General features: G+C 73.9%; 23 protein-coding genes. 3 read left to right on the top strand and 20 right to left on the bottom strand.

The genetic code is table 11. The annotated features are described in order from the left end of the window. Positions 1–28: 28 nt before the first annotated feature. The 7 genes from BLS21_RS15700 to dusB all read right to left on the bottom strand — a co-directional run bounded on the left by BLS21_RS15700 (position 29) and on the right by dusB (position 8,495). On the bottom strand, positions 29–610 hold the full coding sequence (locus tag BLS21_RS15700; RefSeq protein WP_091220198.1) for a hypothetical protein: 582 nt from the start codon (positions 608–610) through the stop codon (positions 29–31). Further along, on the bottom strand, positions 607–2,493 hold the full coding sequence (dnaG, locus tag BLS21_RS15695; protein ID WP_091220196.1) for a DNA primase: 1,887 nt from the start codon (positions 2,491–2,493) through the stop codon (positions 607–609). The genes BLS21_RS15700 and dnaG overlap by 4 nt, the downstream gene beginning before the upstream one ends. Beyond that, positions 2,493–3,005 (bottom strand): hypothetical protein, encoded by a 513-nt coding sequence (locus BLS21_RS15690; RefSeq protein ID WP_091220194.1) that lies wholly within the window; start codon positions 3,003–3,005, stop codon positions 2,493–2,495. Before BLS21_RS15690 ends, dnaG begins: the two co-directional genes overlap by 1 nt. A 12-nt stretch (positions 3,006–3,017) precedes the next feature. After that, positions 3,018–3,647 (bottom strand): YdcF family protein, encoded by a 630-nt coding sequence (locus tag BLS21_RS15685; protein WP_245700469.1) that lies wholly within the window; start codon positions 3,645–3,647, stop codon positions 3,018–3,020. 134 nt (positions 3,648–3,781) lie between these two features. Continuing rightward, entirely contained in the window at positions 3,782–6,493 is a 2,712-nt protein-coding gene (ppdK, locus tag BLS21_RS15680; protein WP_091220190.1) for a pyruvate, phosphate dikinase, read from the bottom strand. Between the two features lie 341 nt (positions 6,494–6,834). Continuing rightward, entirely contained in the window at positions 6,835–7,281 is a 447-nt protein-coding gene (locus BLS21_RS15675) for a hypothetical protein (protein ID WP_091220188.1), read from the bottom strand. Between the two features lie 41 nt (positions 7,282–7,322). After that, positions 7,323–8,495, bottom strand: a complete 1,173-nt coding sequence (gene dusB, locus BLS21_RS15670; protein ID WP_091220187.1) for a tRNA dihydrouridine synthase DusB — start codon at positions 8,493–8,495, stop codon at positions 7,323–7,325. 58 nt (positions 8,496–8,553) lie between these two features. Here dusB and BLS21_RS15665 point away from each other — a divergent pair, with 58 nt between their 5' ends. Next, on the top strand, positions 8,554–9,192 hold the full coding sequence (locus BLS21_RS15665; RefSeq protein ID WP_091220184.1) for a class I SAM-dependent methyltransferase: 639 nt from the start codon (positions 8,554–8,556) through the stop codon (positions 9,190–9,192). Between the two features lie 238 nt (positions 9,193–9,430). Here the strand turns inward: BLS21_RS15665 and BLS21_RS15660 are convergent, their stop codons facing one another. The 6 genes from BLS21_RS15660 to era form a co-directional block, all read right to left on the bottom strand. Next, a complete protein-coding gene (locus BLS21_RS15660) occupies positions 9,431–10,834 on the bottom strand; it encodes a glycine--tRNA ligase (RefSeq protein ID WP_281241944.1) in 1,404 nt (467 codons plus the stop codon). Between the two features lie 162 nt (positions 10,835–10,996). Then, positions 10,997–11,344 (bottom strand): hypothetical protein, encoded by a 348-nt coding sequence (locus BLS21_RS15655; protein ID WP_091220179.1) that lies wholly within the window; start codon positions 11,342–11,344, stop codon positions 10,997–10,999. Positions 11,345–11,491: 147 nt separating this feature from the next. Then, positions 11,492–11,770 (bottom strand): antibiotic biosynthesis monooxygenase family protein, encoded by a 279-nt coding sequence (locus tag BLS21_RS15650; protein ID WP_091220175.1) that lies wholly within the window; start codon positions 11,768–11,770, stop codon positions 11,492–11,494. Positions 11,771–11,785: 15 nt separating this feature from the next. Beyond that, complete coding sequence (locus tag BLS21_RS15645) at positions 11,786–12,538, bottom strand: isoprenyl transferase (protein WP_217636151.1); 753 nt, start codon at positions 12,536–12,538, stop codon at positions 11,786–11,788. Between the two features lie 16 nt (positions 12,539–12,554). Further along, a complete protein-coding gene (gene recO / locus BLS21_RS15640) occupies positions 12,555–13,346 on the bottom strand; it encodes a DNA repair protein RecO (RefSeq protein ID WP_091220170.1) in 792 nt (263 codons plus the stop codon). Beyond that, complete coding sequence (gene era, locus BLS21_RS15635) at positions 13,346–14,272, bottom strand: GTPase Era (protein ID WP_091220167.1); 927 nt, start codon at positions 14,270–14,272, stop codon at positions 13,346–13,348. Before era ends, recO begins: the two co-directional genes overlap by 1 nt. Positions 14,273–14,339: 67 nt before the next feature. Between era and BLS21_RS15630 the strand changes: the two genes are divergently transcribed. Further along, positions 14,340–14,936, top strand: a complete 597-nt coding sequence (locus BLS21_RS15630; RefSeq protein WP_091220165.1) for a hypothetical protein — start codon at positions 14,340–14,342, stop codon at positions 14,934–14,936. Between the two features lie 143 nt (positions 14,937–15,079). On the opposite strand, the gene BLS21_RS15625 is transcribed toward BLS21_RS15630, so the two are convergent. From BLS21_RS15625 to BLS21_RS15605, 5 genes are all read right to left on the bottom strand, one after another. Further along, entirely contained in the window at positions 15,080–15,412 is a 333-nt protein-coding gene (locus BLS21_RS15625; RefSeq protein WP_091220162.1) for a cytidine deaminase, read from the bottom strand. Positions 15,413–15,497: 85 nt separating this feature from the next. Continuing rightward, complete coding sequence (locus BLS21_RS15620; RefSeq protein WP_091220160.1) at positions 15,498–16,883, bottom strand: hemolysin family protein; 1,386 nt, start codon at positions 16,881–16,883, stop codon at positions 15,498–15,500. Beyond that, complete coding sequence (gene ybeY, locus BLS21_RS15615; RefSeq protein WP_091160483.1) at positions 16,880–17,383, bottom strand: rRNA maturation RNase YbeY; 504 nt, start codon at positions 17,381–17,383, stop codon at positions 16,880–16,882. The genes BLS21_RS15620 and ybeY overlap by 4 nt, the downstream gene beginning before the upstream one ends. 5 nt (positions 17,384–17,388) lie before the next feature. Continuing rightward, positions 17,389–18,534 (bottom strand): PhoH family protein, encoded by a 1,146-nt coding sequence (locus BLS21_RS15610; protein WP_245700468.1) that lies wholly within the window; start codon positions 18,532–18,534, stop codon positions 17,389–17,391. Positions 18,535–18,626: 92 nt separating this feature from the next. Continuing rightward, entirely contained in the window at positions 18,627–19,505 is an 879-nt protein-coding gene (locus tag BLS21_RS15605) for an enoyl-CoA hydratase/isomerase family protein (RefSeq protein ID WP_245700467.1), read from the bottom strand. A gap of 44 nt (positions 19,506–19,549) precedes the next feature. On the opposite strand from BLS21_RS15605, the gene BLS21_RS15600 reads away from it, so the two are divergent. Beyond that, positions 19,550–20,020, top strand: a complete 471-nt coding sequence (locus BLS21_RS15600) for a TspO/MBR family protein (protein WP_091220158.1) — start codon at positions 19,550–19,552, stop codon at positions 20,018–20,020. Positions 20,021–20,086: 66 nt separating this feature from the next. On the opposite strand, the gene BLS21_RS15595 is transcribed toward BLS21_RS15600, so the two are convergent. Both BLS21_RS15595 and BLS21_RS15590 read right to left on the bottom strand, forming a co-directional pair. Next, positions 20,087–22,114 carry a primary-amine oxidase gene (locus tag BLS21_RS15595; RefSeq protein WP_091220773.1) on the bottom strand — a complete coding sequence of 676 codons (2,028 nt, stop codon included), beginning with the start codon at positions 22,112–22,114 and terminating at the stop codon, positions 20,087–20,089. Between the two features lie 168 nt (positions 22,115–22,282). Continuing rightward, entirely contained in the window at positions 22,283–23,893 is a 1,611-nt protein-coding gene (locus BLS21_RS15590; protein ID WP_091220155.1) for an APC family permease, read from the bottom strand. Between the last annotated feature and the right edge of the window lie 35 nt (positions 23,894–23,928).

Below are 23,928 nucleotides of genomic sequence, written 5' to 3'. Positions count from 1 at the left end.
CGAGCGGTGGGAGGCAGGGGGTCCTCCTTCAGCCCGGCTGGTCGGCCGCGACCGCCTCGGCCAGCCTCTGCCGGGCGACCTCGCGCGCGGTCGGGTCGTCGCGGTCGGCGTCGTCGTCGAAGACGACGGTCCATTCCCGCTCCGCCTGACCGGGCAGCCGCCGGGCGACCAGCACGACCCCTCCCCCGCCCGGCAGCGGAGCGCGCCGGCTGGCGACCACCGTCTGGTCCACCCGCCGGCGGACGACGGGCGGCAGGCCCCCCGCGTCGGCCAGCGCGTGCCGCTCCACCGGCAGCCGCGCCTGCACCCCGGGCTCGACCTCGGTCAGCGGCGTCACCTCGAAGCGGCCGCCGCCGTCGCCGGTCGCCGTCCACCGGGCGGTGCCGACCTCGTGCCACGGCAGGACGCCGACCTCGCCGGCCTGCGGCAGCGCCAGGTCGGCCGGCACGCGGCGCAGCCCGCGGGAGGTCGCGACCAGCCAGCCCTCGCCACGCACGAGCGTCCCCCAGGCCAGCAGCCGCTCGTCGGGGTCGGACGAGGCGAGCACCACCGCGCGGACGAGTTCCGGCGGCCGGGTGAACCGCTGCCGCACGCGGTCGAGCAGGGTCACGCGCCCAGCCCACCCATCGCGCGCTTGCGCAGCGAGATCGCCTGCTGCTCCAGCGCCATGAGCTGGCCGAACGCCTTCATGTACTCGTCGCCGGCCTCGACCGGGTTCATCCGCTGCAACCGGCCCTTGAGCGCGGCCACCTGCCGGACGGTGTGCATCTCCTCCAACCGGGCCAGCACCGCGTTGACGTAGCCGGCGTCGGCCTCGCCGACCGAGCGCATCGGCTCGACGGCCAGCGCGGTCAGCAGCGCGGTCGCGCTCTCCCGGGTGCAGTGGGCGGCCACCTCGTCCAGCCAGGCCGGGCCGGTGACGCGGGTGGCGGCCGCTCCCCCGGCCCGTGCGACCGCGGCGGCGACGGCCGCGTAGTCCGGGTCGGTGTAGGCCTCGACCGGGATCGCGTCGAACGACGGCCCGGCCAGCTCCGGGCTCTGCAGCGCGGCCTTCAGCGCCTCCCGCTCGACCTCGACCGCGACGTCGTCCGGGCTCTTCTGCGGCGTCCGCGCCCGGCCCCGCTGCGGCGGTCCACCGGTGTCCCCGGTGATCCGGCGGACCCGCTCGAGCACCTCGGCCTCGTCGGTGTTGCCGATCATCCCGGCCAGCTGGCGGGCGTAGGCCGGGCGCAGCGCGTGGTCCTTGATCTGGGCGACCAGCGGGGCGGTCTTCTCCAGCGCGGCCACCCGGCCCTCGACGGTGTCGAGGTCGTAGCCGGCCAGCGTGGTCTTCAGGACGAACGCGATCAGCGGCGTCCGGCGGCCCACCAGGTCGCGGACGGCGGCGTCGCCGTGCGCCTGCCGCAGCTCGCAGGGGTCGCGGCCGTCGGGCTCCACGGCGACGAAGGTCTGGCCGACGAAGCGCTGGTCCTCGGCGAAGGTCTTCATCGCTGCGGCCTGCCCGGCGGCGTCGCCGTCGAAGGTGTAGACGACCTCGCCGCGGAACTCGTCCTGGTCCATGAGCAGCCGGCGCAGCACGCTGATGTGCTCGGGCCCGAACGCGGTCCCGCAGGAGGCGACGGCGGTGGTGACGCCGGCCAGGTGGCAGGCCATCACGTCGGTGTAGCCCTCGACGACGACGGCCTGGTGACGGCGGGCGATGTCCCGCTTGGCCCGGTCGATGCCGTAGAGCACGCTGCTCTTCTTGTAGAGCGGCGTCTCGGGGGTGTTGAGGTACTTGGGCCCCTGGTCGTCGTCCATCAGCTTGCGGGCGCCGAAGCCGATGACGTCGCCGGTGATGTCCTTGATCGGCCAGACCAGCCGACGGTGGAAGCGGTCGATGAGCGTGCCGCGGCTGGACTCCTTGGCCAGCCCCGCCGTCACCAGCTCCTGCTGGGTGAACCCGTTGCCGCGCAGGTGCCGGGTCAGCGTGTCCCAGCCGCCGGGGGCGAAGCCGCAGCCGAAGTCCAGCGCCACCTGCCGGTCGAAGCCGCGGTCGGCGAGGAACTGCCGGGCCGGCGCGGCCTCCGGGCTGCGCAGCTGCTCGGCGTAGAAGGCCGCCGCCGCGGTGTTGGCCGCCACCAGCCGGGCCCGCTGCCCGGCCTGCGAGCGGTCCGGGGCGCCGGTGGGCCGGCCGCCGTCGTCCTCGTAGTGCAGCTCGACGCCGGCCCGACCGGCCAGCAGCTCGACCGCCTCGGTGAACGACAGGTGGTCCATCTCCTGCACGAAGCGGATGACGTCACCGCCCACCCCGCAGCCGAAGCAGTGGTAGAGCCCCCGGCTGGGCGTGACGTGGAAGGACGGCGACTTTTCGTCGTGGAACGGGCAGAGGCCCTTGAGGCTGCCGCCGCCGGCGCGCTTGAGCTGCAGGTGGTCGCCGACGACCTCGTCGATCCGCGACCGCTCGCGGACCAGGGCGATGTCGGCGGCGCGGATGCGTCCCCGGCCGGCCATCAGCTGCCTCCCGCCGCGGCTGCGCCGCCGGCGACCGCGGCCATCGTCGCCGCCTCGTCGCGGCGGCTCATGACCAGCGCCAACCAGAGCAGGTAGACCTGGTGGTCCAGCGGCATCGACTCGTCCGCGGTCAGGGTGGGGCGGGGCGACCATCCGCCGGTGGTCCCGGTCTCGGCGATCACCCGCCCGCCGGACCGGTAGCGGTGGCCGCCCTTCCACCGCGAGACCACCTCGGCCTGCACCGGCGTCCCCTCCAGGTCGGCCTCCCAGGTCCCCCTCCAGAAGGAGGTCTGGCGGGCGCGCAGCCGCGCCGTCCCCTCGGGGTCGGCCGCCCACCGGCCGGTGAGCTCGCGCCTGGCCTTCGCGAGCACCCACTCGCGGTTGCCGACGACGGCCGTGGCCGCCTCCTTCCAGTTCGATGCCCGCAGCGTGGCGACGACGACGCCGCCGCGCAGCACGGGCAGGACGCGCTTCTCGGTGCCGGCCGTGCCGGCCTTGCCCAGTACGAGCACGGGCTCCTCCGTTCAGCCGATCCCCGGCGCCCCGGCGACGCTCTCGCCGGTCGCGCGGTAGAGCAGGTAGGCGGCCGTCTCGCGGAGGATGTAGCGGAACTGCGTGGTGCGGGTCTGCACTGCCGGGCCCTGCCGGGTCGGCGAGCTGTCCGCGGTGATGCCGGCGTCCTCGGCCATCCGCTCGGCGCGCATCGCGTGCCACGGGTCGGTGACCAGCACCGCCGAGTCCCAGCCGCGCTCGTCGAAGGCGGTGCCGACGGCCCGCATGCTCTCCAGCGTGTCGACGCCCTCCTCGACGGCCAGCAGCGCCTCCTCCGGGACCCCGGCCTCGGCCAGGTAGGCCTGCCCGGACGCCGCCTCGGTGAACTGGTCACCGTCGGCCTTGCCGCCGACGGTCACCACCACCGGCGCGACCCCGGCCTCGAACAACTGCAGCGCGTGCTCCAGCCGCGCCTCGAAGATGGACGACGGGACGCCGTTGTACTGCGCCGACCCGAGCACCACGATCGCGTCGGAGTGCGGCTGCGAGTCCTGCCGCGCCGTCCACCAGATCGCCGTCGCGGTGGAGACGACCAGCAGGACGACGGCGAGCACCACGGCGCCCACCACCCGGCCCACCAGGCTCCCCGCGCGCACGCCCACCCGTCATGGGTACCACGCGAGGCCGTCGGTCCGGAGCCGGTGCGACCGGTGTGCCGGGCCACCTCCGCGAGATCTGCACACCCGCCGTCATCGGGGCGCTGATGGGCGCCGGTGTGCAGATCTCGCGGGGGCGCTCAGGAGCCGGCGCGGTCCGCCCCCAGCGCCGCCCGGCCGGCCTCGAGCCGGGCCACCGGCACGCGGAACGGCGAGCAGGACACGTAGTCCAGCCCCACCTCGTGGAAGAAGTGCACCGAGTCCGGGTCGCCGCCGTGCTCGCCGCAGACGCCGAGCTTGAGCTCCGGCCGCGCCGCCCGGCCCTCCCCGACGGCGACCTCGACCAGCCGGCCGACGCCGGGCCGGTCCAGCGACTCGAACGGCGAGACGCCGAAGATGCCCTTGTCCAGGTAGGCGTGGAAGAACGCGGCCTCGACGTCGTCCCGCGAGAAGCCCCAGGTCATCTGGGTGAGGTCGTTGGTGCCGAAGGAGAAGAACGCGGCCGACTGGGCGATCTCGGCGGCGGTGAGCGCCGCGCGCGGCACCTCGATCATCGTGCCGATGAGGACCTCGAGCTCCACGCCGCGCTCCTCGAACACCGACGCGAGGACCTGCTCGGACTCCTCGCGGATCGCCTCCAGTTCCTGCACCGCCCCGACGAGCGGGATCATGATCTCCGGCCGCGGGTCGCCGCCGGCCAGCTTGCGCTCGCAGGCCGCCTCGGCGATCGCCCGCACCTGCATGGCGAACAGCCCCTTGACCACCAGGCCCAGCCGCACGCCGCGCAGGCCGAGCATGGGGTTCTGCTCGTGCAGCCGGCGGACGGCGGCCAGCAGCCGGAGGTTGGCCTCGTCCGGGTGCCCCTGGGCCTCGGCGACGGCGACGCGCACCGAGAGGTCGGTGAGGTCGGGCAGGAACTCGTGCAGCGGCGGGTCGAGCAGCCGCACGGTCACCGGCAGGCCGTCCATCGCCTCGAAGATCTCCAGGAAGTCCTGCTCCTGCAGCGGCGCGAGCGCGTCGAGGGCGGTCTGCTTGCCCTCGTCGTCCTCGGCGAGGATCAGCCTCTCCACCAGCTGCCGCCGGTCGCCGAGGAACATGTGCTCGGTCCGGCACAGGCCGATGCCGCGGGCGCCGAAGCGCCGGGCGCGGGCGGAGTCCTCGGGGGTGTCGGCGTTGGTGCGCACGTCCAGCCGCCGCACCTCGTCGGCGTGGGTGAGGACCCGGTGCACGCTGCGCACCAGGTCGTCGGCCTCGGCGGAGTCCGGGTCGATCTCGCCCTCGAAGTAGCGGACGACGGCGGAGTCCTCGACCGGCACCTCGCCCAGCCACACCCGGCCGGTGGAGCCGTCGATCGAGATGACGTCGCCCTCCTCGACCACCGTGCCACCGGGCGCGGTGAAGCGGCGGTTCTTCGTGTCGACCTGCAGCTCCTCCGCGCCGCAGACGCAGGTCTTGCCCATGCCACGGGCGACGACGGCGGCGTGCGAGGTCTTCCCGCCGCGGCTGGTGAGCACGCCCTCGGCGGCGATCATCCCGGAGAGGTCGTCGGGGTTGGTCTCCCGCCGGACGAGCACCACCTTCTCGCCCCGGTCGGCCCACTGGACGGCGGTCTCCGAGGAGAACACCGCCTTGCCGACGGCGGCGCCGGGCGAGGCGTTCATGCCCTGGGTGAGCTGGGTGGCGTCGCCACCGGAGACGAACCGCGGGAACATCAGCTGGGCCAGCTGGTCGCCGGTGACCCGCCGGACCGCCTCGTCCATGTCGATGAGGCCCTCGTCGACCAGCTGGGTGGCGATCCGGAAGGCGGCCGCCGCCGTCCGCTTGCCGACGCGGGTCTGCAGCATCCAGAGCTTGTTGCGCTCGACGGTGAACTCGATGTCGCACAGGTCGCGGTAGTGCGACTCGAGGGTGCTCATGATCGACAGCAGCTCGCGGTAGGCGCCCTGGTCGATCCGCTCCAGGTCGGGCAGCGGCACGGTGTTGCGGATGCCGGCGACGACGTCCTCGCCCTGCGCGTTCTGCAGGTAGTCGCCGTACACGCCCTGCTCGCCGGTGCCGGGGTCGCGGGTGAAGGCGACGCCGGTGCCGGAGTCCATGCCCAGGTTGCCGAAGACCATGGCGACGACGTTGACCGCGGTGCCGGCGTCGCTGGGGATGCGCTCGCGGCGGCGGTAGAGGATGGCCCGCTCGGAGTTCCACGAGTCGAAGACGGCGTTGATCGCCAGGTCGAGCTGCTCGCGCGGGTCCTGCGGGAAGTCGCGGCCGCACTGCTCGCGGACGATGGCCTTGAACCGGTCGACGACGTCCTCGAGGTGCTCGGCGTCGAGGTCCAGGTCGGACTCGGTGCCCTGCTCGCGCTTGGCCTCGTCGAGGGCGTGCTCGAACAGCTCGCCGTCGATGTCGAGGACGGTCTTGCCGAACATCTGGATCAGCCGGCGGTAGGAGTCCCAGGCGAAGCGCTCGCTGCCGGACTGGGCGGCCAGCCCGCGGACCGACTCGTCGTTGAGGCCGACGTTGAGGACGGTCTCCATCATCCCGGGCATCGAGGCGGCGGCGCCGGAGCGCACGGAGACCAGCAGCGGGTCCGTCGGGTCGCCGAGGGTCTTGCCCATCGCCTTCTCCAGCGCCGTCAGGTGCTCGGTCACCTGGTCGGCCAGCTCCGGCGGGGTGCTGCCGTGCTCGAGGTAGAAGCGGCAGGCGTCGGTGGTGATGGTGAACCCGGGGGGCACCGGCAGCCCGAGGTTGGTCATCTCGGCCAGGTTGGCGCCCTTGCCGCCCAGCAGGTCCTTCTGGTCCTTGCTCCCCTCGCTGAAGTCGTAGACCCACGTGGCCGTCCCGGTACCGCTGCCCACCGTGCACCTCCGCGCTCGTCCGCCGGCTGGTCCCTGCCTGCCGGGGACGGCGTCCCGGGGTCTCCCGTCGCCGCCCCGGCGAGCACGGTCCCGAGACGCCGCCACGGGTAGACGTCTCATACGTCATCCCGGGACCAGACAGCGATGGTGGCCCACCCGCCCGGAACGCGCCAGACCGACGGCGACTGGAAGGGGCCGCAGGCTCCCGCCGCGAGCTCGCGAGGTGCTGGAACGGCCCACCCTCCGGAGTTCCTCCGGCCCCGTCCCGGGTCCCGCCCTGAACCTGCGGAGGGCGGGGAGGACGGGGTCCTCCCACGAGGCGTGGAGGGAAGGGTCCTCGTTCAGCCGGCGGCGGTCCCGCAGACGCGGGGGCCCTGCTGGCTGACGACGGTGAGGGTGGAGGTGCTCCCGTCGCTCCACGCGACCTCGACGCGCTGCACCGGTGTGCCGTCCACCTCGTCGGCGGTCGTGCCGGTGACCTCACCGGCTCCGCCGGGGGCGTACTCCGCGGGCACCGCCTGCGGTGCCAGCCGCGCCTGCTCCTCCGCGCAGAGCAGCCCGTAGGCCGTCTCGAGGTCGTCCTGGGCGAGCGCGGCGAGGAAGACCCCGGAGACCTCGCGGGCCTGCTCCTCCGGGCTGCCCTTGACCAGCGGCAGGCCGACGGCCATGCCGACGGCGACGGCGACGGTCCCGCCGATCACCGCGAGGATCAGCGCCCGCGCGGGGCGGGGGGTGCCGGTGTGCAGCGGCGCCGGGTCGTCGTCGTAGAGATGGGGGCCGTCACTCATGGCTCGACTCCGGTCTGTGTGCCCGCCGCGCTCGTCGACGCTCATCCGCCGCTCACCAGCAGCTCGGCCCCGGCCGGCGGCCGGGGGTCGTCGCGGTCGGCCAGCCAGCCCTCGGGCAGCGCGACCGGCCGCGGCGGGCTGGTGCGTCCGCGTGGCCCGCCGAGCACCGCCGTCGGGTAGGGCTGGTCGGGGATGCCGGCCAGCAGCTCGGCCAGCTCGTCCAGCGAGCTGACCATCGCCAGCGCCCGGCGGACGTCGGAGCCGACGGAGAACCCCTTGAGGTACCAGGCGACGTGCTTGCGGAAGTCGGTGCAGCCGTGCAGCTCGCCCTGCTCCTCGGACAGCAGGGTGGCGTGCCGGTGCATCACCGCGGCCACCTCGCGCAGCGTGGGCAGCGCGCGGCGGGTCCGCCCGGCGAAGGCGGCCGCGAGGTCACCGAACAGCCACGGCCGGCCCAGGCAGCCGCGGCCGATGACGACGCCGGCGCAACCGGTCTCGGTGACCATCCGCAGCGCGTCGTCGGCCTCCCAGATGTCGCCGTTGCCGAGCACCGGGATGTCGACGGCCTCGACCAGCCGGGCGATCGGCGCCCAGTCGGCCGTGCCGCTGTAGAGCTGGTCGGCGGTGCGCCCGTGCAGGGTGATCGCCGCGGCGCCCTCGTCCTGGGCGATCCGCCCGGCGTCGAGGTAGGTGACGTGGTCGGTGTCGATGCCGATGCGGGTCTTCACCGTGACCGGGACGTCCCCGGCGGCGCGGACGGCGGCCCGCACGATGTCGCGGAGGAGCACCCGCCGCCACGGCAGCGCCGACCCGCCGCCCTTGCGGGTCACCTTGGGCACCGGGCAGCCGAAGTTCAGGTCGACGTGCGCCGGGCGGGTACCGGCGACGCCCTCGTCGACGAGCATCTCCACGGCGCGGCCGACGGTGCCCGGGTCGACGCCGTAGAGCTGCACGGAGAAGGCGTCCTTCTCGTCGGGGGTGGCGCGCACCATCTGCAGCGTCTTCTCGTTGCGCTCGACCAGCGCCCGCGTGGTGATCATCTCGCAGACGTAGAGCCCGGCGCCGAACTCCCGGCACAGCGTGCGGAACGCCGGGTTGGTGATGCCGGCCATCGGCGCGAGCACCACGGCGGGGTCGACGGTGAGCGCGCCCAGGCGCAGCGGAGCCGGGCCGGTCGCGGGGGACGACGGCCGCTCGAGGACGCTGCTGCTCACGATCTCCAGGGTAGGTGGCGAGGCAGGTCACCCGGCGCTCGACGGCAGGGGGTGCCCCGTGCGGGGAACCGACTGGGACCACAACCGCTGGTACCACCGCCTGCTGCTCGCCCAGGTCCCCCCGGACGCCACCTGCGTGCTGGACGTCGGCTGTGGCGCCGGGACGCTGGCCCGCCGGCTCGCCGGGCGGGTCGAGCACGTCGACGCGGTCGACCGCTCGCCCGGGATGGTGACCGCCGCCGCGCGCGCGGCTCCGCCCGACCTGAGGGTGCACCTGGCCGACCTGCGGACGGCCGACCTCCCCGCCGGGCGCTACGACGCCGTCCTGAGCTCGGCCCTGCTCCACCACCTGCCGCTGTCCGACGTCCTGCCGCGGATGGCCCGCTGGGTGCGCCCGGGAGGTGTCCTCGCCGCGGTGGCCCTGCCCCGCACCGACCTGCCCCGCGAGCTCGGGGTGGAGCTGGCGGCGGCGGTGGCGCACTCCGCGCTGGGGCTGGGGTTCGCCGCGCTGCGGCCGCTCACCGGCGCGGACCTGTTCCGCCCGGAGGCCACGCACGCCGCCATGCCGGTGGCCGAGCCCGACCGCACCGCCCGGCAGGTCCGCGCCGAGGCCGCCCGCCTGCTGCCCGGCGCCCGGGTGCGGCGGCTGCTGTTCTGGCGGTACCTGCTCCTCTGGCACAGGCCCGCCGCCGAGTGAGCAGTCGCCGCCGTCCCGGTCGGCGTGTCCGGCCGTGCCGGCGACCGCAACCGCCCGGTCGGCGCCGGGCGCACCGACGGTCGGCCGGGCGTCGGCGCGGGGCCCGGAGGGTCCCCGACCGGGACACCGATGGCTCCACGCCGGTGGTGCCGTCCCGGGTCCCGTCCTGAGCGTGCGCAGGGTGGGAGGACGGGGCCCTTCCACTGCCGCGGTGTCGGCCGGTGGGCCGACGGATCACTCAGCAGACGGGCAGGCGGGTCTTGAGGTAGGTCTCGACCTGGTCCAGGCCGACCCGCTCCTGGCTCATCGAGTCGCGCTCGCGCACGGTCACCGCGTCGTCCTCGAGGGTGTCGAAGTCGACGGTGAGGCAGAACGGCGTCCCGATCTCGTCCTGCCGGCGGTAGCGACGGCCGATCGCCCCGGCGTCGTCGAAGTCGACGTTCCAGTTCTGCCGCAGCTGAGCGGCCAGGTCGCGGGCCTTCGGCGAGAGGTCGGCGTTGCGCGACAGCGGCAGGACGGCGGCCTTGACCGGTGCCAGCCGCGGGTCCAGCCGCAGCACGGTGCGGGTGTCGACGCCGCCCTTGGCGTTGGGCGCCTCGTCCTCGGTGTAGGCCTCGATGAGGAAGGCCATCAGCGAGCGGGTCAGGCCCGCTGCCGGCTCGATGACGTACGGCGTCCAGCGGGTGTTGCTGGCCTGGTCGAAGTAGGTGAGGTCGGCGCCGGAGTGCTCCGAGTGCGTCTTCAGGTCGAAGTCGGTGCGGTTGGCGATGCCCTCGAGCTCGCCCCACTCCGAGCCCTGGAACCCGAAGCGGTACTCGATGTCGACGGTGCGCGTCGAGTAGTGGGAGAGCTTCTCCTTGGGGTGCTCGTAGTGCCGCAGGTTCGCCGCGGAGATGCCCAGGTCGGTGTACCAGCGGGTGCGCTCGTCGATCCAGTACTGGTGCCACTGCTCGTCGGTGCCGGGCTCGACGAAGAACTCCATCTCCATCTGCTCGAACTCGCGCGTGCGGAAGATGAAGTTGCCGGGGGTGATCTCGTTGCGGAAGGACTTGCCGATCTGGCCGATGCCGAACGGCGGCTTCTTCCGGGCCGCGCCCATCACGTTGGCGAAGTTGACGAAGATGCCCTGCGCGGTCTCCGGGCGCAGGTAGTGCAGGCCGGACTCGTCCTCGACCGGGCCGAGGTGGGTCTTGAGCATCATGTTGAAGTCGCGCGGCTCGGTCCACGCGCCCTTCGTGCCGCAGTTCGGGCAGCTGATGTCGGCCAGGCCGTTCTCCGGCGCCCGGCCCTTGCGCGCCTCGAACTCCTCCTCGAGGTGGTCGGCCCGGAACCGCTTGTGGCAGTTCTGGCACTCGGTCAGCGGGTCGGTGAAGACGCCGACGTGCCCGGAGGCCACCCACACCTGGCGCGGCAGGATCACCGAGGAGTCCAGGCCGACGATGTCGTCACGGCCCTGGACGACGGTGCGCCACCACTGCCGCTTGATGTTCTCCTTGAGCTCGGTGCCCAGGGGCCCGTAGTCCCAGGCGGAGCGGGTGCCGCCGTAGATCTCGCCCGACGGGAAGACGAACCCCCGGCGCTTGCAGAGGTTCACCACCTTGTCGAGGCGGGCGGGGTCGTGCTTGGCGGTGCTGTCGCTCACGGCGAGGGGCTCCATCCGGCTGGCGGTCGGCGGCTGACCCGTCCACGGTAGTTGCCGCCGCTCGGCTGCTCCCCCGCCGCCCGGCCGGACGTCCCGGCGCGGACGGCTGGTCCTCCCCTGCGGACCTCGCCCCCTGCCCACGGTGCGGGGCAGCGGTGGAGGTCAGCGCGGGACCGTCCCGCCGGACCACCCGCCGACCTCGCCGGCCACCCGCAGCTGCGCGCCCAGGAACCGGACGTCGCCCGGGAGCGTCGCGCCCCGCCACAGCATGACCAGCAGGACCACGCCGAGGACGAGCAGCAGGAGCGCGACGGCGAGGATCCACGGCCAGGTGCGCCGGCGCCGTCGCGGCCCGGGCCTCGGCCCGACGACGACGCCGCCGCGCAGCGTGCCGTCGAGCTCCAGCGTGCGGTCCGGGTCCCTCGGCGCCGGGCCGTCGAGGTGGACGGTCTGCTCGTCCGGGCGGACCGGTGGCGTGGCGAGCTCGCCCCGCGCGAGCTGCTCGCGCACCGCACGTCCCGGTACCGGCGGCGGTTGGACCCTCATGGTGGGTTCTGCCGCCGGTGGCGTCGCGTCGTCCCGCCTGGGCTCGCTCATCGCGCGTCCTCCGTGCTCGGGGCCCCGGCCTGCACGGGGGATGCCCACCCGGGCGGCGGATCACCCCTCGGGCAGGTAGACGCCCGGCTCGTCCAGCGCGTGCACCCACACCGGCGCCCCGGCGAGCTTGACCTCGGCCGCCGACAGCGCCCGGCGGTAGGCGCCGACGCCGTCCCACCGGGTGACCAGCGCCCACAGCCCGTCGTCGTCGGCGCAGCGGCCGAGCTCACCGTCCCGGAAGCCGGGACGGGCGGCGAGCGCGGCCAGCAGGACGTCGACGGCGGCGGCGAACCCGTCGGCGTCGGCCTCGGGCACCCGCATCCGGGTCACCGCGAACACGGCGTCGTCCCCGGCTCAAGCGCTGCCGAAGCGGCGCTGCCGCGAGGCGTACTCCTCGCACGCGGCCCACAGGTGCCGGCGGTCGAAGTCCGGCCAGAGGGTGTCGAGGAAGACGAACTCGGCGTAGGCCGACTGCCACAGCAGGAAGTTGCTGGTGCGGTTCTCCCCCGAGCTGCGCACGAACAAGTCCACGTCGGGCATGTCGGGCTCGTCGAGGAACCGGGCGACGGTGCGCTCGTCGACCCTCGCGGGGTCGAGCCGGCCGGCGGCGACCTCGCGCGCGATGGCCGCGGCGGCGTCGGCGATCTCGGCCCGGCCGCCGTAGTTGACGCACATGGTGAGCGTGAGGACGTCGTTGTCCCGGGTGAGCTCCTCGGCGACCTCGAGCTCCTTGACGACGCTGCGCCACAGCCGGGGACGGCGGCCGGCCCAGCGCACCCGCACGCCGAGCTCGTGCATCTCGTCGCGGCGGCGGCGGATGACGTCGCGGTTGAAGCCCATGAGGAAGCGGACCTCCTCGGGGCTGCGCCGCCAGTTCTCGGTGGAGAACGCGTAGGCGCTGATCGCCTTGACGCCCAGCTCGATGGCGCCCTCGACGCAGTCGAACAGCGAGGACTCCCCCGCCTCGTGCCCGGCGGTGCGCGGCAACCCGCGCTGCTCGGCCCAGCGGCCGTTGCCGTCCATCACGATCGCGACGTGGCCGGGCACCTTGTCCGGGGGCAGCTGCGGTGGACGGGCGCCCGAGGGGTGCGGGTTCGGGGCCTTCACCTCTCGACGCGGGACCTCACGCCTCACTCAGCAGACCTGCTTCCCGGCGCGGCGCCGTCGGATCGGACCGGTCGACCAGCGGCAGCGAGCGCAGCCCGCGCTCCAGGTGCCACTGCAGCAGCGCGGCGACCAGCCCGCTGCCCTCACGGCGGTTGGCGTGCTGGCTGGCCTCGGCGGCGTCCCAGTCGCCGGTGAGCAGCGCGTCGAGCAGCTCGACGGTGGCCGGGTTCGGCATCGCCGAGCCGGTCGGGCGGCAGGGCGGGCACACCATGCCGCCGGCGGGCACCGAGAAGTGCCGGTGCGGGCCCTCCTCGCCGCAGCGGGCGCAGCCGCCCAGCGCCGGCTCCCACCCGGCGACCGACATGGCGCGCAGCAGGAAGGCGTCGAGCACCAGCGGCGCGGGGTGGGTGCGCTCGGCCAGCGCCCGCAGCGCCCCGATGACGAGGAGGAACAGCCGCAGCGAGGGCTCCCTCTCCTCGGCGGTGAGCCGGTCGGCGGTCTCCAGCACCGCGGTGCCGGCGGTGTAGGCCGGGTAGTCGGCGACGATCGGCTGCCCGTAGGAGCGGATCGACTCGGCCTGGCTGACGATGTCGAGGGTGCGGCCGGTGTAGAGCTGCAGGTCGACGTGGCTGAAGGGTTCCAGGCGGGCGCCGAACTTGCTCTTGGTGCGGCGCACGCCCTTGGCCACCGCGCGGACCTTGCCGTGCCGGCGGGTGAGCACCGTGACGATGCGGTCGGCCTCGCCCAGCTTCTGGGTGCGCAGGACGACGCCCTCGTCGCGGTACAGCGACTGCGGTGTGGTGGACATCAGTAGCCCAGCCGGTTGAGCTTCTTGGGGTCGTCCTGCCACTCACCGAGCACCGTGACGTGGAGATCGAGGTGCACGCGGGCGCCGAGCAGCGCCTCGATGCCCTGGCGCGCCTCACTGCCGATCGCCTTGATGACCTGGCCGCCTCGGCCGAGCAGCATCGGCTTCTGGCTGGGGCGCTCGCAGTGCAGCAGCGCGTGGACCTCGACCAGCTCGCCGCCGTCCCGCTTGGGGTCGGGACGGCGGGTCATCTCCTCGACGGTGACCGCCAGCGAGTGCGGCACCTCCTGGAACACCTTCTCCAGGGCGGCCTCGCGGACCAGCTCGGCGATCTGCCGCTCGACGTCCTCGTCGGTGGTCTGCTCCTCCGGGTAGAGCGGCGGGCCCTCGGGGAGCAGGCCGACCAGCAGGTCCTCGAGCAGCTCGACCTGGTCGCCGCGCACGGCGCTCACCGGCACGACCTCGGCGGCCTCGACCAGCTGGCTGGCGGCCAGCAGCTGCTCGGCGACCTGCTTCCTGCTCGCGGCGTCGGTCTTGGTGACCACGACGACGACCGGCGCCGTGACCTCCCGCAGCTGCCGGGCGATGAACCGGTCGCCGGTGCCGACGGGCTGGTCGGCCGGCACGCAGAAGACGACGACGTCGACCTCGGACAGGGTGTCGCGGACGACGTCGTTGAGCCGGCGGCCCAGCAGGCTCCTGGGCTTGTGCAGGCCCGGGGTGTCGACCAGCACCAGCTGCCCGCCCGGGCGGTGGACCACGCCGCGGATGGCGTGCCGGGTGGTCTGCGGGCGGTTGCTGACGATGCCGACCTTCTCGCCGACCAGGGCGTTGGTCAGCGTGGTCTTGCCCGCGTTCGGGCGGCCCACCAGACAGGCGAAACCGCTCCGGTACGGCGGCTGGTCCGGTGGTGTCACGCCCGCCATCCTCCCACCCGGGGACGACACCTCCGCGCCGCCCGTGCCGTCCGGGACGGCTGGGAGGATCGGGTCCGTGGCGGGACGCAGACGGCGGGAGCCGGGCGAGTCGACGGCCGAGCGGACGGCGCGGGAGCGCCAGCGGCACCAGCTGCAGGTCGGCGCGTACCGCTTCTCCCCGGCACGCGGCACCCGACGCTCGGCCACGGTGACACCCGCGCCGCTGCGCTACTGGCAGTACGACCCGGCGCGGCCGTGGCTGGTGGTCACGGTGCTGGCCGTCGTCGTGGCCTGGCTCGGCACCGCCGCCTGGGTCGGTGGACCGTCGACCGTGGCCGGTGAGGCACCGGTCGCCGTCCTCGCCGGGCTGGCCGTCCTGGTCCTGTCGACGACCCGGCTGACCGTCTCGGACGCCGGGGTCTCCTCCGACGTCGCCGGCCTCCTCGGGGCGTCGTCCCGGCACGTGCTCGGCACCAGCCAGGTGCTGGAGGTGCGCCGCGGCACCCCACCGGCGGACTGGCCGGAGGCCGCCCGGCGCGGGGGCCGGTGGCCGGGGCGGACGCCGGTCGTCGTCCGGCACCTGTCGGACGACGGCACGACGGAGCGGGCCTTCACCACCCGCGTCCGCGACCCGGAGGCGTTCGCCGCGGCCCTCGGCCGGCCGCTGGGCTGAGCCGGGGCCGGTCCAGCAGGTCCCCCGGCGGTCCTCCGCCCCTGCTCACAGGTGGGAGCAGGGGCGGAGGACGGCGGAGGACACCCGCTGAGCCCGGCGCCGGCGGGCTGTGCGCGGACGAGCGGCCAGCCGCGGACCGCAGGTCACACGGTCGTGCGCAGGGCGCCGTCCGGGCCGGCGAGGTGCACCGGGGCGGACGGGGTGAGGTCGTGGACGGCGGCCAGCCCGGCCTCCTCGACGCCGTCGGCGGCCGAGACGACGGCGGCCGCCTCCAGCCCCTCGACCCCGCTGGAGACGGCGGCGGCGACGGCGGCCTGCAGCGCGGACAGCTGCAGCGAGGGCAGCGAGACGGTGGCGGCCAGGTAGGTGCGGCCGTCGGTGTCGCGGACCGCCGCGCCCTCCGGAGCGCCGGTGCGGCCGCGCGCGGAGCGGGCCAGGGTGACGAGCTTGGCGTCCTCGGGCTGCAGGTCGGGCACAGGACCAGTCTCCTACCGGGGGATCCGGCCCTCCCGCAGGGGCCCGGCGCGAGCCTGCGAGCGACGGGGGCGGGAGGGTCCTTCCTCACCCTTCCAGGGCGCCGGCGGGCTCCTCGACGCGGGTGGCCCCGGCGGCCGTGGCGCCCGAGGCGGTCGCCCCGTGCGGCTGCGGCTCCCCGTCGTCCGCGGGCTCGGAGGGCTCGGGCGCCCGGCAGACCAGGATGGTGTCGATCCGGTTGCGCCGTCCGCCGGTGCTCTCGGCGACCAGCTTGAGCCCGGCGACCTCGGCCTCCGAGCCCTCGATCGGCACCACGCCGAGCTCGCGGGCGAGCAGCCCGCCGACGGTCTCGACGTCGTCGTCCTCGGGCAGCTCGACGTCGAAGAGGGCGGCGAGGTCCTCGACCGGCAGCCGGGCGGTGATCCGCACCGAGCCGTCGGCCAGCTCCTCGACCGGCGGGCGCTGGAAGCGGTCGTGCTCATCGGCGATCTCGCCGACGATCTCCTCGAGGATGTCCTCGATCGTCACCAGGCCGGCGAAGCCGCCGTACTCGTCGACCACGATCGCGATGTGGATGCGCTGGGCCTGCATGTCCCGCAGCAGCTCGTCGACCGGCTTGGACTCCGGCACGAACGTCGGCGGGCGCATGAGGTCCTCGACCTTGACGGTGTTCTTCGGGTCCTGCCCGCCCTGGGTCCGGCGGATGAGGTCCTTGAGGTAGATGACCCCGACGACGTCGTCGACGTTCTCGCCGATGACCGGGATGCGGCTGAACCCGCTGCGCATGGCCAGCGCCAGGGCCTGGCGCAGGGTCTTGTTCCGCTCGATCCAGACGACGTCGGTGCGCGGGACCATGACCTCGCGGGCGATGGTGTCACCCAGCTCGAACACCGAGTGGATCATGTTGCGCTCGCCGGACTCGACGACGCCGCGCTCCTCGGCCATGTCGACCAGCTCGCGCAGCTCGACCTCGGAGGAGAACGGCCCGTCCCGGAAGCCGCGCCCGGGCGTGATCATGTTGCCGATCAGGATGAGCAGCGTGGCGATCGGCCCGAGCACCCGGCCCAGCAGCCGGACCACGCCCGCGCCGGCCAGTGCGGTGCCGTAGGCGTGCTGGCGGCCGAGCGTGCGCGGGCCGACCCCGACCAGCACGTAGCTGACGACGGTCATCACCCCGGCCGCGACCAGCACCGCCTGCCAGCCCCCGCCCCAGATGCGGTAGAGGATCACCGCGACCAGGGTGGCGGCCACCATCTCGCAGGCGATCCGCAGCAGGAGCAGCAGCGCCACGTGCCGGGCGCGCTCGGCCACGACGTCGGAGAGCACGCCGGCCCGCTTCACGCCGTCCCGGCGCATCTCGTCGACGCGCGCCTTGGACACCCGCTGCAGCGCGGCGTCCATGGCACCGAACAGGCCGGCGAACGGGATCAGGCAGACGGCGATCACCAGCAGGGTGATCTCGCCGGAGGTCATCGGTCGACCGGTCCCCGGGGGACGGCCGCACCGGTCATCGGGGCCCGGGGGGCGGCCCGCCAGCCGTCGAGCAGCTTGGTCTGCAGGCCGAACATCTCCTTCTCCTCCTCGGGCTCCATGTGGTCGTAGCCCAGGAGGTGCAGCACGCCGTGCGTGGCGAGCAGGACCAGCTCGTCGTCCATCGTGTGGCCGGCCGCGCGGGCCTGCTTGATGGCCACCGAGGGGCACAGGACGACGTCCCCGAGCAGCGCCGGGCCGGGGTCCGGCTCGTCGGGACGGCCGGTGTCCAGCTCGTCCATCGGGAAGGCGAGGACGTCGGTCGGCCCCTTCTCCCCCATCCAGCGCTCGTGCAGCGTGCTCATGTAGTCCGGGTCGACGCAGAGCACCGACAGCTCGGCCATCGGGTTCACGCCCATCTCGCCCAGCACGTACGTGCAGATGGCGGCGAGGGAGGACTCGTCGACGGCGATCTCGGACTCGTTGGCGACCTCGACGGGCACGGCGCTCAGCTCCCCTGGCGGCGCGGCCGTGACGGCCGGGCCGGCTGCGGCTGGCCGGCCGTCGGGCGGTTCTGGCTGTTGCTGGCGTCCCAGCGCTCGTAGGCGTCGACGATGTCGCCGACCAGCCGGTGGCGGACGACGTCGGAGCTGGTCAGGTTGGCGAAGTGCACGTCCTCGATGCCGTCGAGGATCTCCCGCACGATCCGCAGCCCGCTCTGCGCGCCGCCGGGCAGGTCGACCTGGGTGACGTCACCGGTCACGACGATCTTGGAGCCGAAGCCGAGCCGGGTGAGGAACATCTTCATCTGCTCGGCGGTGGTGTTCTGCGCCTCGTCGAGGATGACGAACGCGTCGTTGAGCGTGCGCCCGCGCATGTAGGCCAGCGGGGCGACCTCGATCGTCCCCGACTGCATCAGCCGCGGGATCGACTCGGGGTCGACCATGTCGTGCAGCGCGTCGTACAGCGGCCGCAGGTACGGGTCGATCTTCTCGCTGAGCGTGCCGGGCAGGTACCCGAGCCGCTCGCCGGCCTCCACGGCCGGGCGGGTGAGGATGATCCGGTTGACCTGTTTGGTCTGCAGCGCCTGCACGGCCTTGGCCATCGCCAGGTAGGTCTTGCCGGTGCCGGCGGGGCCGATGCCGAAGACGATGGTGTGCGCGTCGATGGCGTCGACGTAGCGCTTCTGGTTCAGCGTCTTGGGCCGGATCGTGCGCCCGCGGCGGCTGATGATGTCGAGGCTGAGGACGTCGGCCGGCCGCTCTGAGCCGCCGGCGCGCAGCATCCCGATGACCCGGCGCACCGAGTCCGGGCGCAGCACCTGGCCGGTGCCGAGCAGCGCGATCAGCTCGTCGAACACCGCGACGGCGAAGGCGTTGTCGGCCGGCTGCCCGGTCACGGCGATCTCGTTGCCGCGCACGTGGACGTCGGTGTCGACCTCGTTCTCGACCAGGCGCAGCAGCTCGTCGCCGGAGCCGAGCAGCGAGACCATCGGGACGGAGTCGGGGACGGTGATGGTGGTCCGGACGGCGGCCGGGGCGACGTCCCCCAGGCCGGGCTGTCCGGGGTGGCCGTCGGCGGCTGCGGCTTGCGCCGAGGCCTCACGGGACGTGGGCGCTCCGGGCACGGGGACGTTCGGGGACGAGTCGGGCAAGAACCCTCGACCCTGCCTTCCTGCGAGAGGAGGTGTGGACCGTTCGAGTCTACCCGCGCGCGGAGCCCCGGAACCGCCGTCCGGACCGTCGCTCACCTGCCCGAGTACGTCGCCTTCCCCGGTCCGTCAGCCAGGAAGGAGGAGACCGCCCCGCGCAGGTCGTCGGTGGCGAACAGCGCACCGGAGACGTCGGGCACCAGGTCGTCCGCGGCCCGCGCGCCCTGCCGGACGGCGGTGGTGACCAGCGTCTTGGTGGCCGCGTGCGCCACGGTCGGGCCGGCCGCGACCTGGCGGGCGTAGGCGCGGGCGGCCTCGGCGAAGCCCTCGTCGGGCAGCACCCGGTTGACCACGTCCCACCGCTCGAGGACGGCGGCCGGGTAGCGCTCGCCGGTGAACACCAGCTCCTTGGCCCGCGCGGACCCGGCCCGCTCGGCCAGTCGCTGCGGCCCGCCCATCGACGGGGTCAGCCCGACGACGATCTCGACCAGCCCGAACGACGCCCGCTCCGCGGCCAGCAGCACGTCGCAGGCCAGCGCCAGCTCGAACGCGGCGGTGAGGGTCAGCCCGTGCGCGGCGAAGACGGTGGGCACCGGGAGGTCCTCGAACGTCTGCGCCACCCGCAGCAGCCGCCGCCACAGGTCGGCGCCGCGCTCGGCGGGCTCGGGGCCCTCGGCGATGTCGCGGAACACCGTGACGTCGACGCCGCCGGAGACCACCCTGCCCCGCGCCTCGACCAGCACCGCCCGGGCCCGCGCGGGGTCGGTCGGGTCGGTGAGCCGGACCAGCTCGTCGGCGACCGCCTCGATCGCGTCGAACACCGGGGCGTCGAAGAGGTTCAGCGGCGGGTTGTCCAGGACGACGACGGCGACGTCGCCGTCCCGTTCGATGCGCACGGGCATCGTGCCGCTGGTCGTCGTGCCGCTGGTCGTCGTGCCGCTGGTCCTCGTGCCGCCGGTGGGGGTGTCGGTCATGCCCGGCAGCCTGGCAGACGCCGGACCCGGGTACGCGGGGTCGCATGACCGACCGCTCGCCCTACGTCCTCACCTCGGCGGCCGTCACCGCCACCGCCGTCCTGGGCGGGATCGGCACGGCGACCGGCACCCGCTGGTACCGCGGGCTCGACAAGCCGCCGTGGCAGCCGCCGGCGTCCGCGTTCGGGCCGGTGTGGACGGCGCTGTACGTCCTGCTCGCCCTCGCCGGCGGCCGGTCGCTGGCCGGGTCCGGCGGGCCGGCACGGCGCGCGTACCTGCGCGCCTACCTGGCCAACCTGGCGCTCAACACCGGCTGGACCTGGGTCTTCTTCCGCGCCCGGCGACCGGTGGCCGCCACCGCCGAGGCCGTCCTGCTGGCGGCGTCGACGGCCGACCTGGCCCGCCGGTCGTGGGCGGTCGACCGCCGGGCCGGCGCGGCGCTGGTGCCCTACGCGGCGTGGACGTCGTTCGCGGCGGCGCTGAGCGGGGCCATCGCCCGCCGCAACCCGCGCTGAGCGGGACCGCGCTCAGCGCGGCCGACGACCGGCGGTGACCGACGGAGCCGGTCACCGCCGGACCGGTCAGTGCCCGCCGCAGCCGCAGGCGTCTCCGCAGGCGCAGCCGCGATCGGTCCCGTCGGCGACCGTGGGGGCGCAGTGACGGCCCTCGGCCGGCAGGTCGAGCATGGGGTTGCCGTCGAAGAAGCCGAACGGCCGCATGTGGAAGCCGACCCGCGACACCGGCATGACCGGCCAGTCCTCGGGCCGGACCACGTGGTGGGCGCCAGCGGTGTACCAGAGCACCAGGTCGGCGTCCACGAGCGATCGGTCGCCGGCGGTGTAGGCGACCAGCCCGTCGGGCCCGGGGTTCTGCGCCACGTACTCACCGGCGGCGAACCGCTGGGTGGGGTCGTACGGCGTGGCCCACAGCTGCCGGGTGGCGAACCCTCCCCGCTCGGCCTGCTCGGAGCCCTCCCGCCACAGCGGGGCCGTGTACGGCCCGGGCTCGATCTTGTAGCTGGGCCGGGCGCCCAGCGCGGTCTCGGTGTCGGCGCTGCTGACCAGCCACGACCGCCCGCTGAGCGAGTCGGGCAGGCGCTGCGCCTCCAGCTCACTGGTCAGGTGCCGCTTGCGCGTCCGCCACGCGTTGCCGTGCGGGTTGTCCGGGCCGGCCGGGTCGGACACCGAGTCGACCTCGTAGAGGTTGTTGCGCTGCCCGTCGACCTGCATGTCCAGCCGGACGCTGAAGTAGTGCTCGTGGTTGGGGGCCATGAGGCCAGGGGCGACCGTCGTCCCCCAGACCGGGTCCTCCCCCACCGGCAGCGCGCCGGTGGACAGGATGCCGGTCAACTTGATCTCGAACTCGATGGTGCCGTCGAGGTAGAGGTTCCAGTAGAAGCCGTAGTCGTAGTTGCCGACCGTGGCGATCATCGAGACGACCAGCCGGCGGTTGCGGCGGACCTCGGCGCGGCCGGTGCGGAAGTCGGTGTGCTTCCAGCCGATCGAGGCGTCCTCCTCGTGCATGCACACGGCGTTGCCGATCGTGACGGGTTCGCCGTCCTGGTCGTTGACGTACCCGTCGAAGTAGCGGATCTCGCCGAGGCAGTCGCAGCCGAGCTCCAGCGGGTTGGCCAGCCAGCCCAGGCCGTACTCCCCCTCGTCGAACACGTTCTTGTTCCAGTGCGTCGGGCGGGGGTCGCCGTAGGGGACGAACATCTCCGACAGCGAGGCGCGGTAGAGCACCGGGCGCAGCACGCCCTTGTCGACGTAGCCGACGTCGTGGAGCACCAGCCCCTCGCGCGGGGTGAAGCCGATGCGCAGCCGCCACGGTCCCCACTCGACGGCGTGCCCGACGACGGTGAAGCTCGGCCCGTCGGGCTGCGTGATGCTGATCGGCTTCATCGGCGCGCGCAGCTCGGGAAACGCCGGCACGTTGCCCGGCTCGGTCAGCAGCTCGGGCAGGTAGTTGCCCGGCTGGGGCGGCAGCGGCACCACGCCGTGGTCCGCGACGTCGAGGACGGTCATCGTGTCGAGGTCCACGGTGACGATGAGGCCCTCGGCCGGACGGGCGTAGCCGTTGTCTTCGGGCTTGGACCGCACGAAGGTCAGCGGGCGGGCCAGCCTGCGCCCGCTGGGGTCGTCGTCGGGCCCGGTGTAACCCGAGGCCCACGGGTCGAGCATCACCAGCGAGAAGTCCTCGACCCCGCGGGCCCGCATCGCGGCCTGCCACCGCTCGTCGGCCCGGACGACGTCCTCGCAGGCCATGAACTCCTCGGCCGTCATCGGCGGCTGCACGCCCTCCACGTGCCGCCAGGACAGCAGGCTCCCGGTGTCCAGGGAGACGACGGCCTCGTACGTGGCGCGCTCCCGGGGGTTGCGCAGCACCGCCCGCGCCTGCCGGTCCCAGCTCGCCCCGGGCGTCCAGCAGAGGACCACGTCCTTCGGGGGCTCGGCGAGCTCGAGGTAGACGAAGCGGGTCCCCTCCGGGAACTGCTCCTGACCACGCAGCAGCGCGGCTGCCGCTGACAGCTCCTCGGGGGTCAGCGGCTCCAACGGGTGCCCCGGCCGGGACCCGGCGGTGCCCTGGCCCCGGGCCGTGCTCGCGGTCATCGTCATCGGTTCCTCCATGGTGTGTCGATCGTCGTCGTCATCCCTGACGCTGCACCTGCTCGGGACCCGCTCGGCGTGAGCGAGCCGTTCCCGCGTCCGTCCACCGGGGACGCGAGCCCGCGGGTGTGGGCGCGGCAGGACCTGCCGGACCTCCGCGCCCACGCCGCGTCACCGTGAGGGGAGCCCGTCCGCGTCCGGCTCGGCCGCCTCGCGCTCCTGGGTGTCCTCGAGGACCACCCGGCCGATGACCTGGTACCGCTCCGGTGAGAAGTACTTGGCGTACAGGGCGAAGGCGACTCCCCCGAGGCCCGCGAGCCCGACGATCCAGGGCGACAGCTTGAACACGATGTCGGTGGCCGCGGCCCCGGCAGCGAAGCTCGCGTTCTCGACCAGCAGCCAGATCACGTAGAGCATGCCGATCCCGCCCGCGAGCGGGGCCAGGAACGTCCGGAACCAGTTCGCCGTCTCCGGGTGCTTCTTGTGGACGTGGAAGTAGCTGACGGAGGCGAAGGCGGCGAGGGCCTGCACGATCAGGATCGCGGTGGTCCCCATGATGGCCATCAGCGCGTAGAGCTGGGCGTAGGGGTCGCGGTCGGTGAAGAAGAACCAGAAGACGATCAGGGTCGCGATCGCGGTCTGCACGAAGCCGGCGATGTAGGGCGAGCCGTGCTTCTCGTGGGTCGCGCCCAGCGTCCGGCCGAGCCCCGGGATCAGGTCCTCTCGCCCGATCGCGTACATGTAGCGCGAGGCGCAGTTGTGGAAGGCCATGCCGCAGGCGTACGAGCCGGTCATGAGGAGGAACTCGAACAGCACGACCGCCCACGACCCGAGGTGCTGCTCGACGGGCCCGAAGAAGACCTGACCGGCGGTGTCGCCGCTCTGGGCCAGGGCGATGGACCGCTGCGGTCCGGTGCCGACGATCGCCGTCCAGGACACGAACACGTAGAAGGCGCCGATGCCGAGGACCGCGATCATGGTGGCCCGCGGGATGATCCGCTTGGGGTTGCGCGACTCCTCGCCGTACATGGCTGTGGACTCGAACCCGACCCAGGACCAGAACGCGAAGAACAACCCGATGCCCGCCGAGCCGGCGACCGCGAGGGTGCCCGCGCCGCTGGGGTCGGCCACCGTCGCGTCGAGGTTCCGGAAGGCGTTGAGGGGGTTCAGCGAGCCCAGCGACCAGCCCTCGGGCCCTCCGCCGGTGACGAGGACGGTCACCGCCATGAGCGCCAGCATGAAGATCTCGGTGATCAGGAAGACGCCGAGGACCTTCGCGGTCAGGTTGACGTCGAAGTAGGTCAGCGCGGCGTTCGCGGCGAGCATCAGGATCGCGAAGAAGATCCACGAGACGTCCAGACCGAGGTGGTTGGACGCGAAGCTGCTCGCGAAGAAGGAGAAGATGCCGACGAGGGAGGCCTCGAACACCACGTAGGCCAGGGTGGTCAGCGCGCCCGCCCCCATGCCGACGACCCGGCCGAGCCCGTGGGAGATGTAGCCGTAGAAGGCCCCGGTCGCGGTGATGTGCCGGGCCATCGCGGAGTACCCCAGGGCGAACAGGCCGAGCACGATGGTGGCGACGAGGTAGCCCGCCGGCGCCCCGGCGCCGTTGCCGAAGCCGATCGCGATCGGCACGTTGCCGACCATGGCGGTGATCGGAGCAGCGGTCGCGACGGCCATGAACAGCACGCCGACGATCCCGACCGCGTTGGGCTTGAGCCGCTGGACCTGTTGCGGTGCGTCGGTGCCCTCGCTCCGTCGCGGGCTGCCTGCAGTGGACATACGCCTGTCACCTTCCGGTCGGGTGGAGCCGGTGC

The sequence above is a fragment of the Geodermatophilus siccatus genome (assembly GCF_900103785.1).
GTDB classification, from domain to species: Bacteria; Actinomycetota; Actinomycetes; order Mycobacteriales; family Geodermatophilaceae; genus Geodermatophilus; species Geodermatophilus siccatus.
The sequence above is the reverse complement of the archived record's forward strand: the minus strand, read 5'-3'. Positions and strand labels throughout refer to the sequence as shown.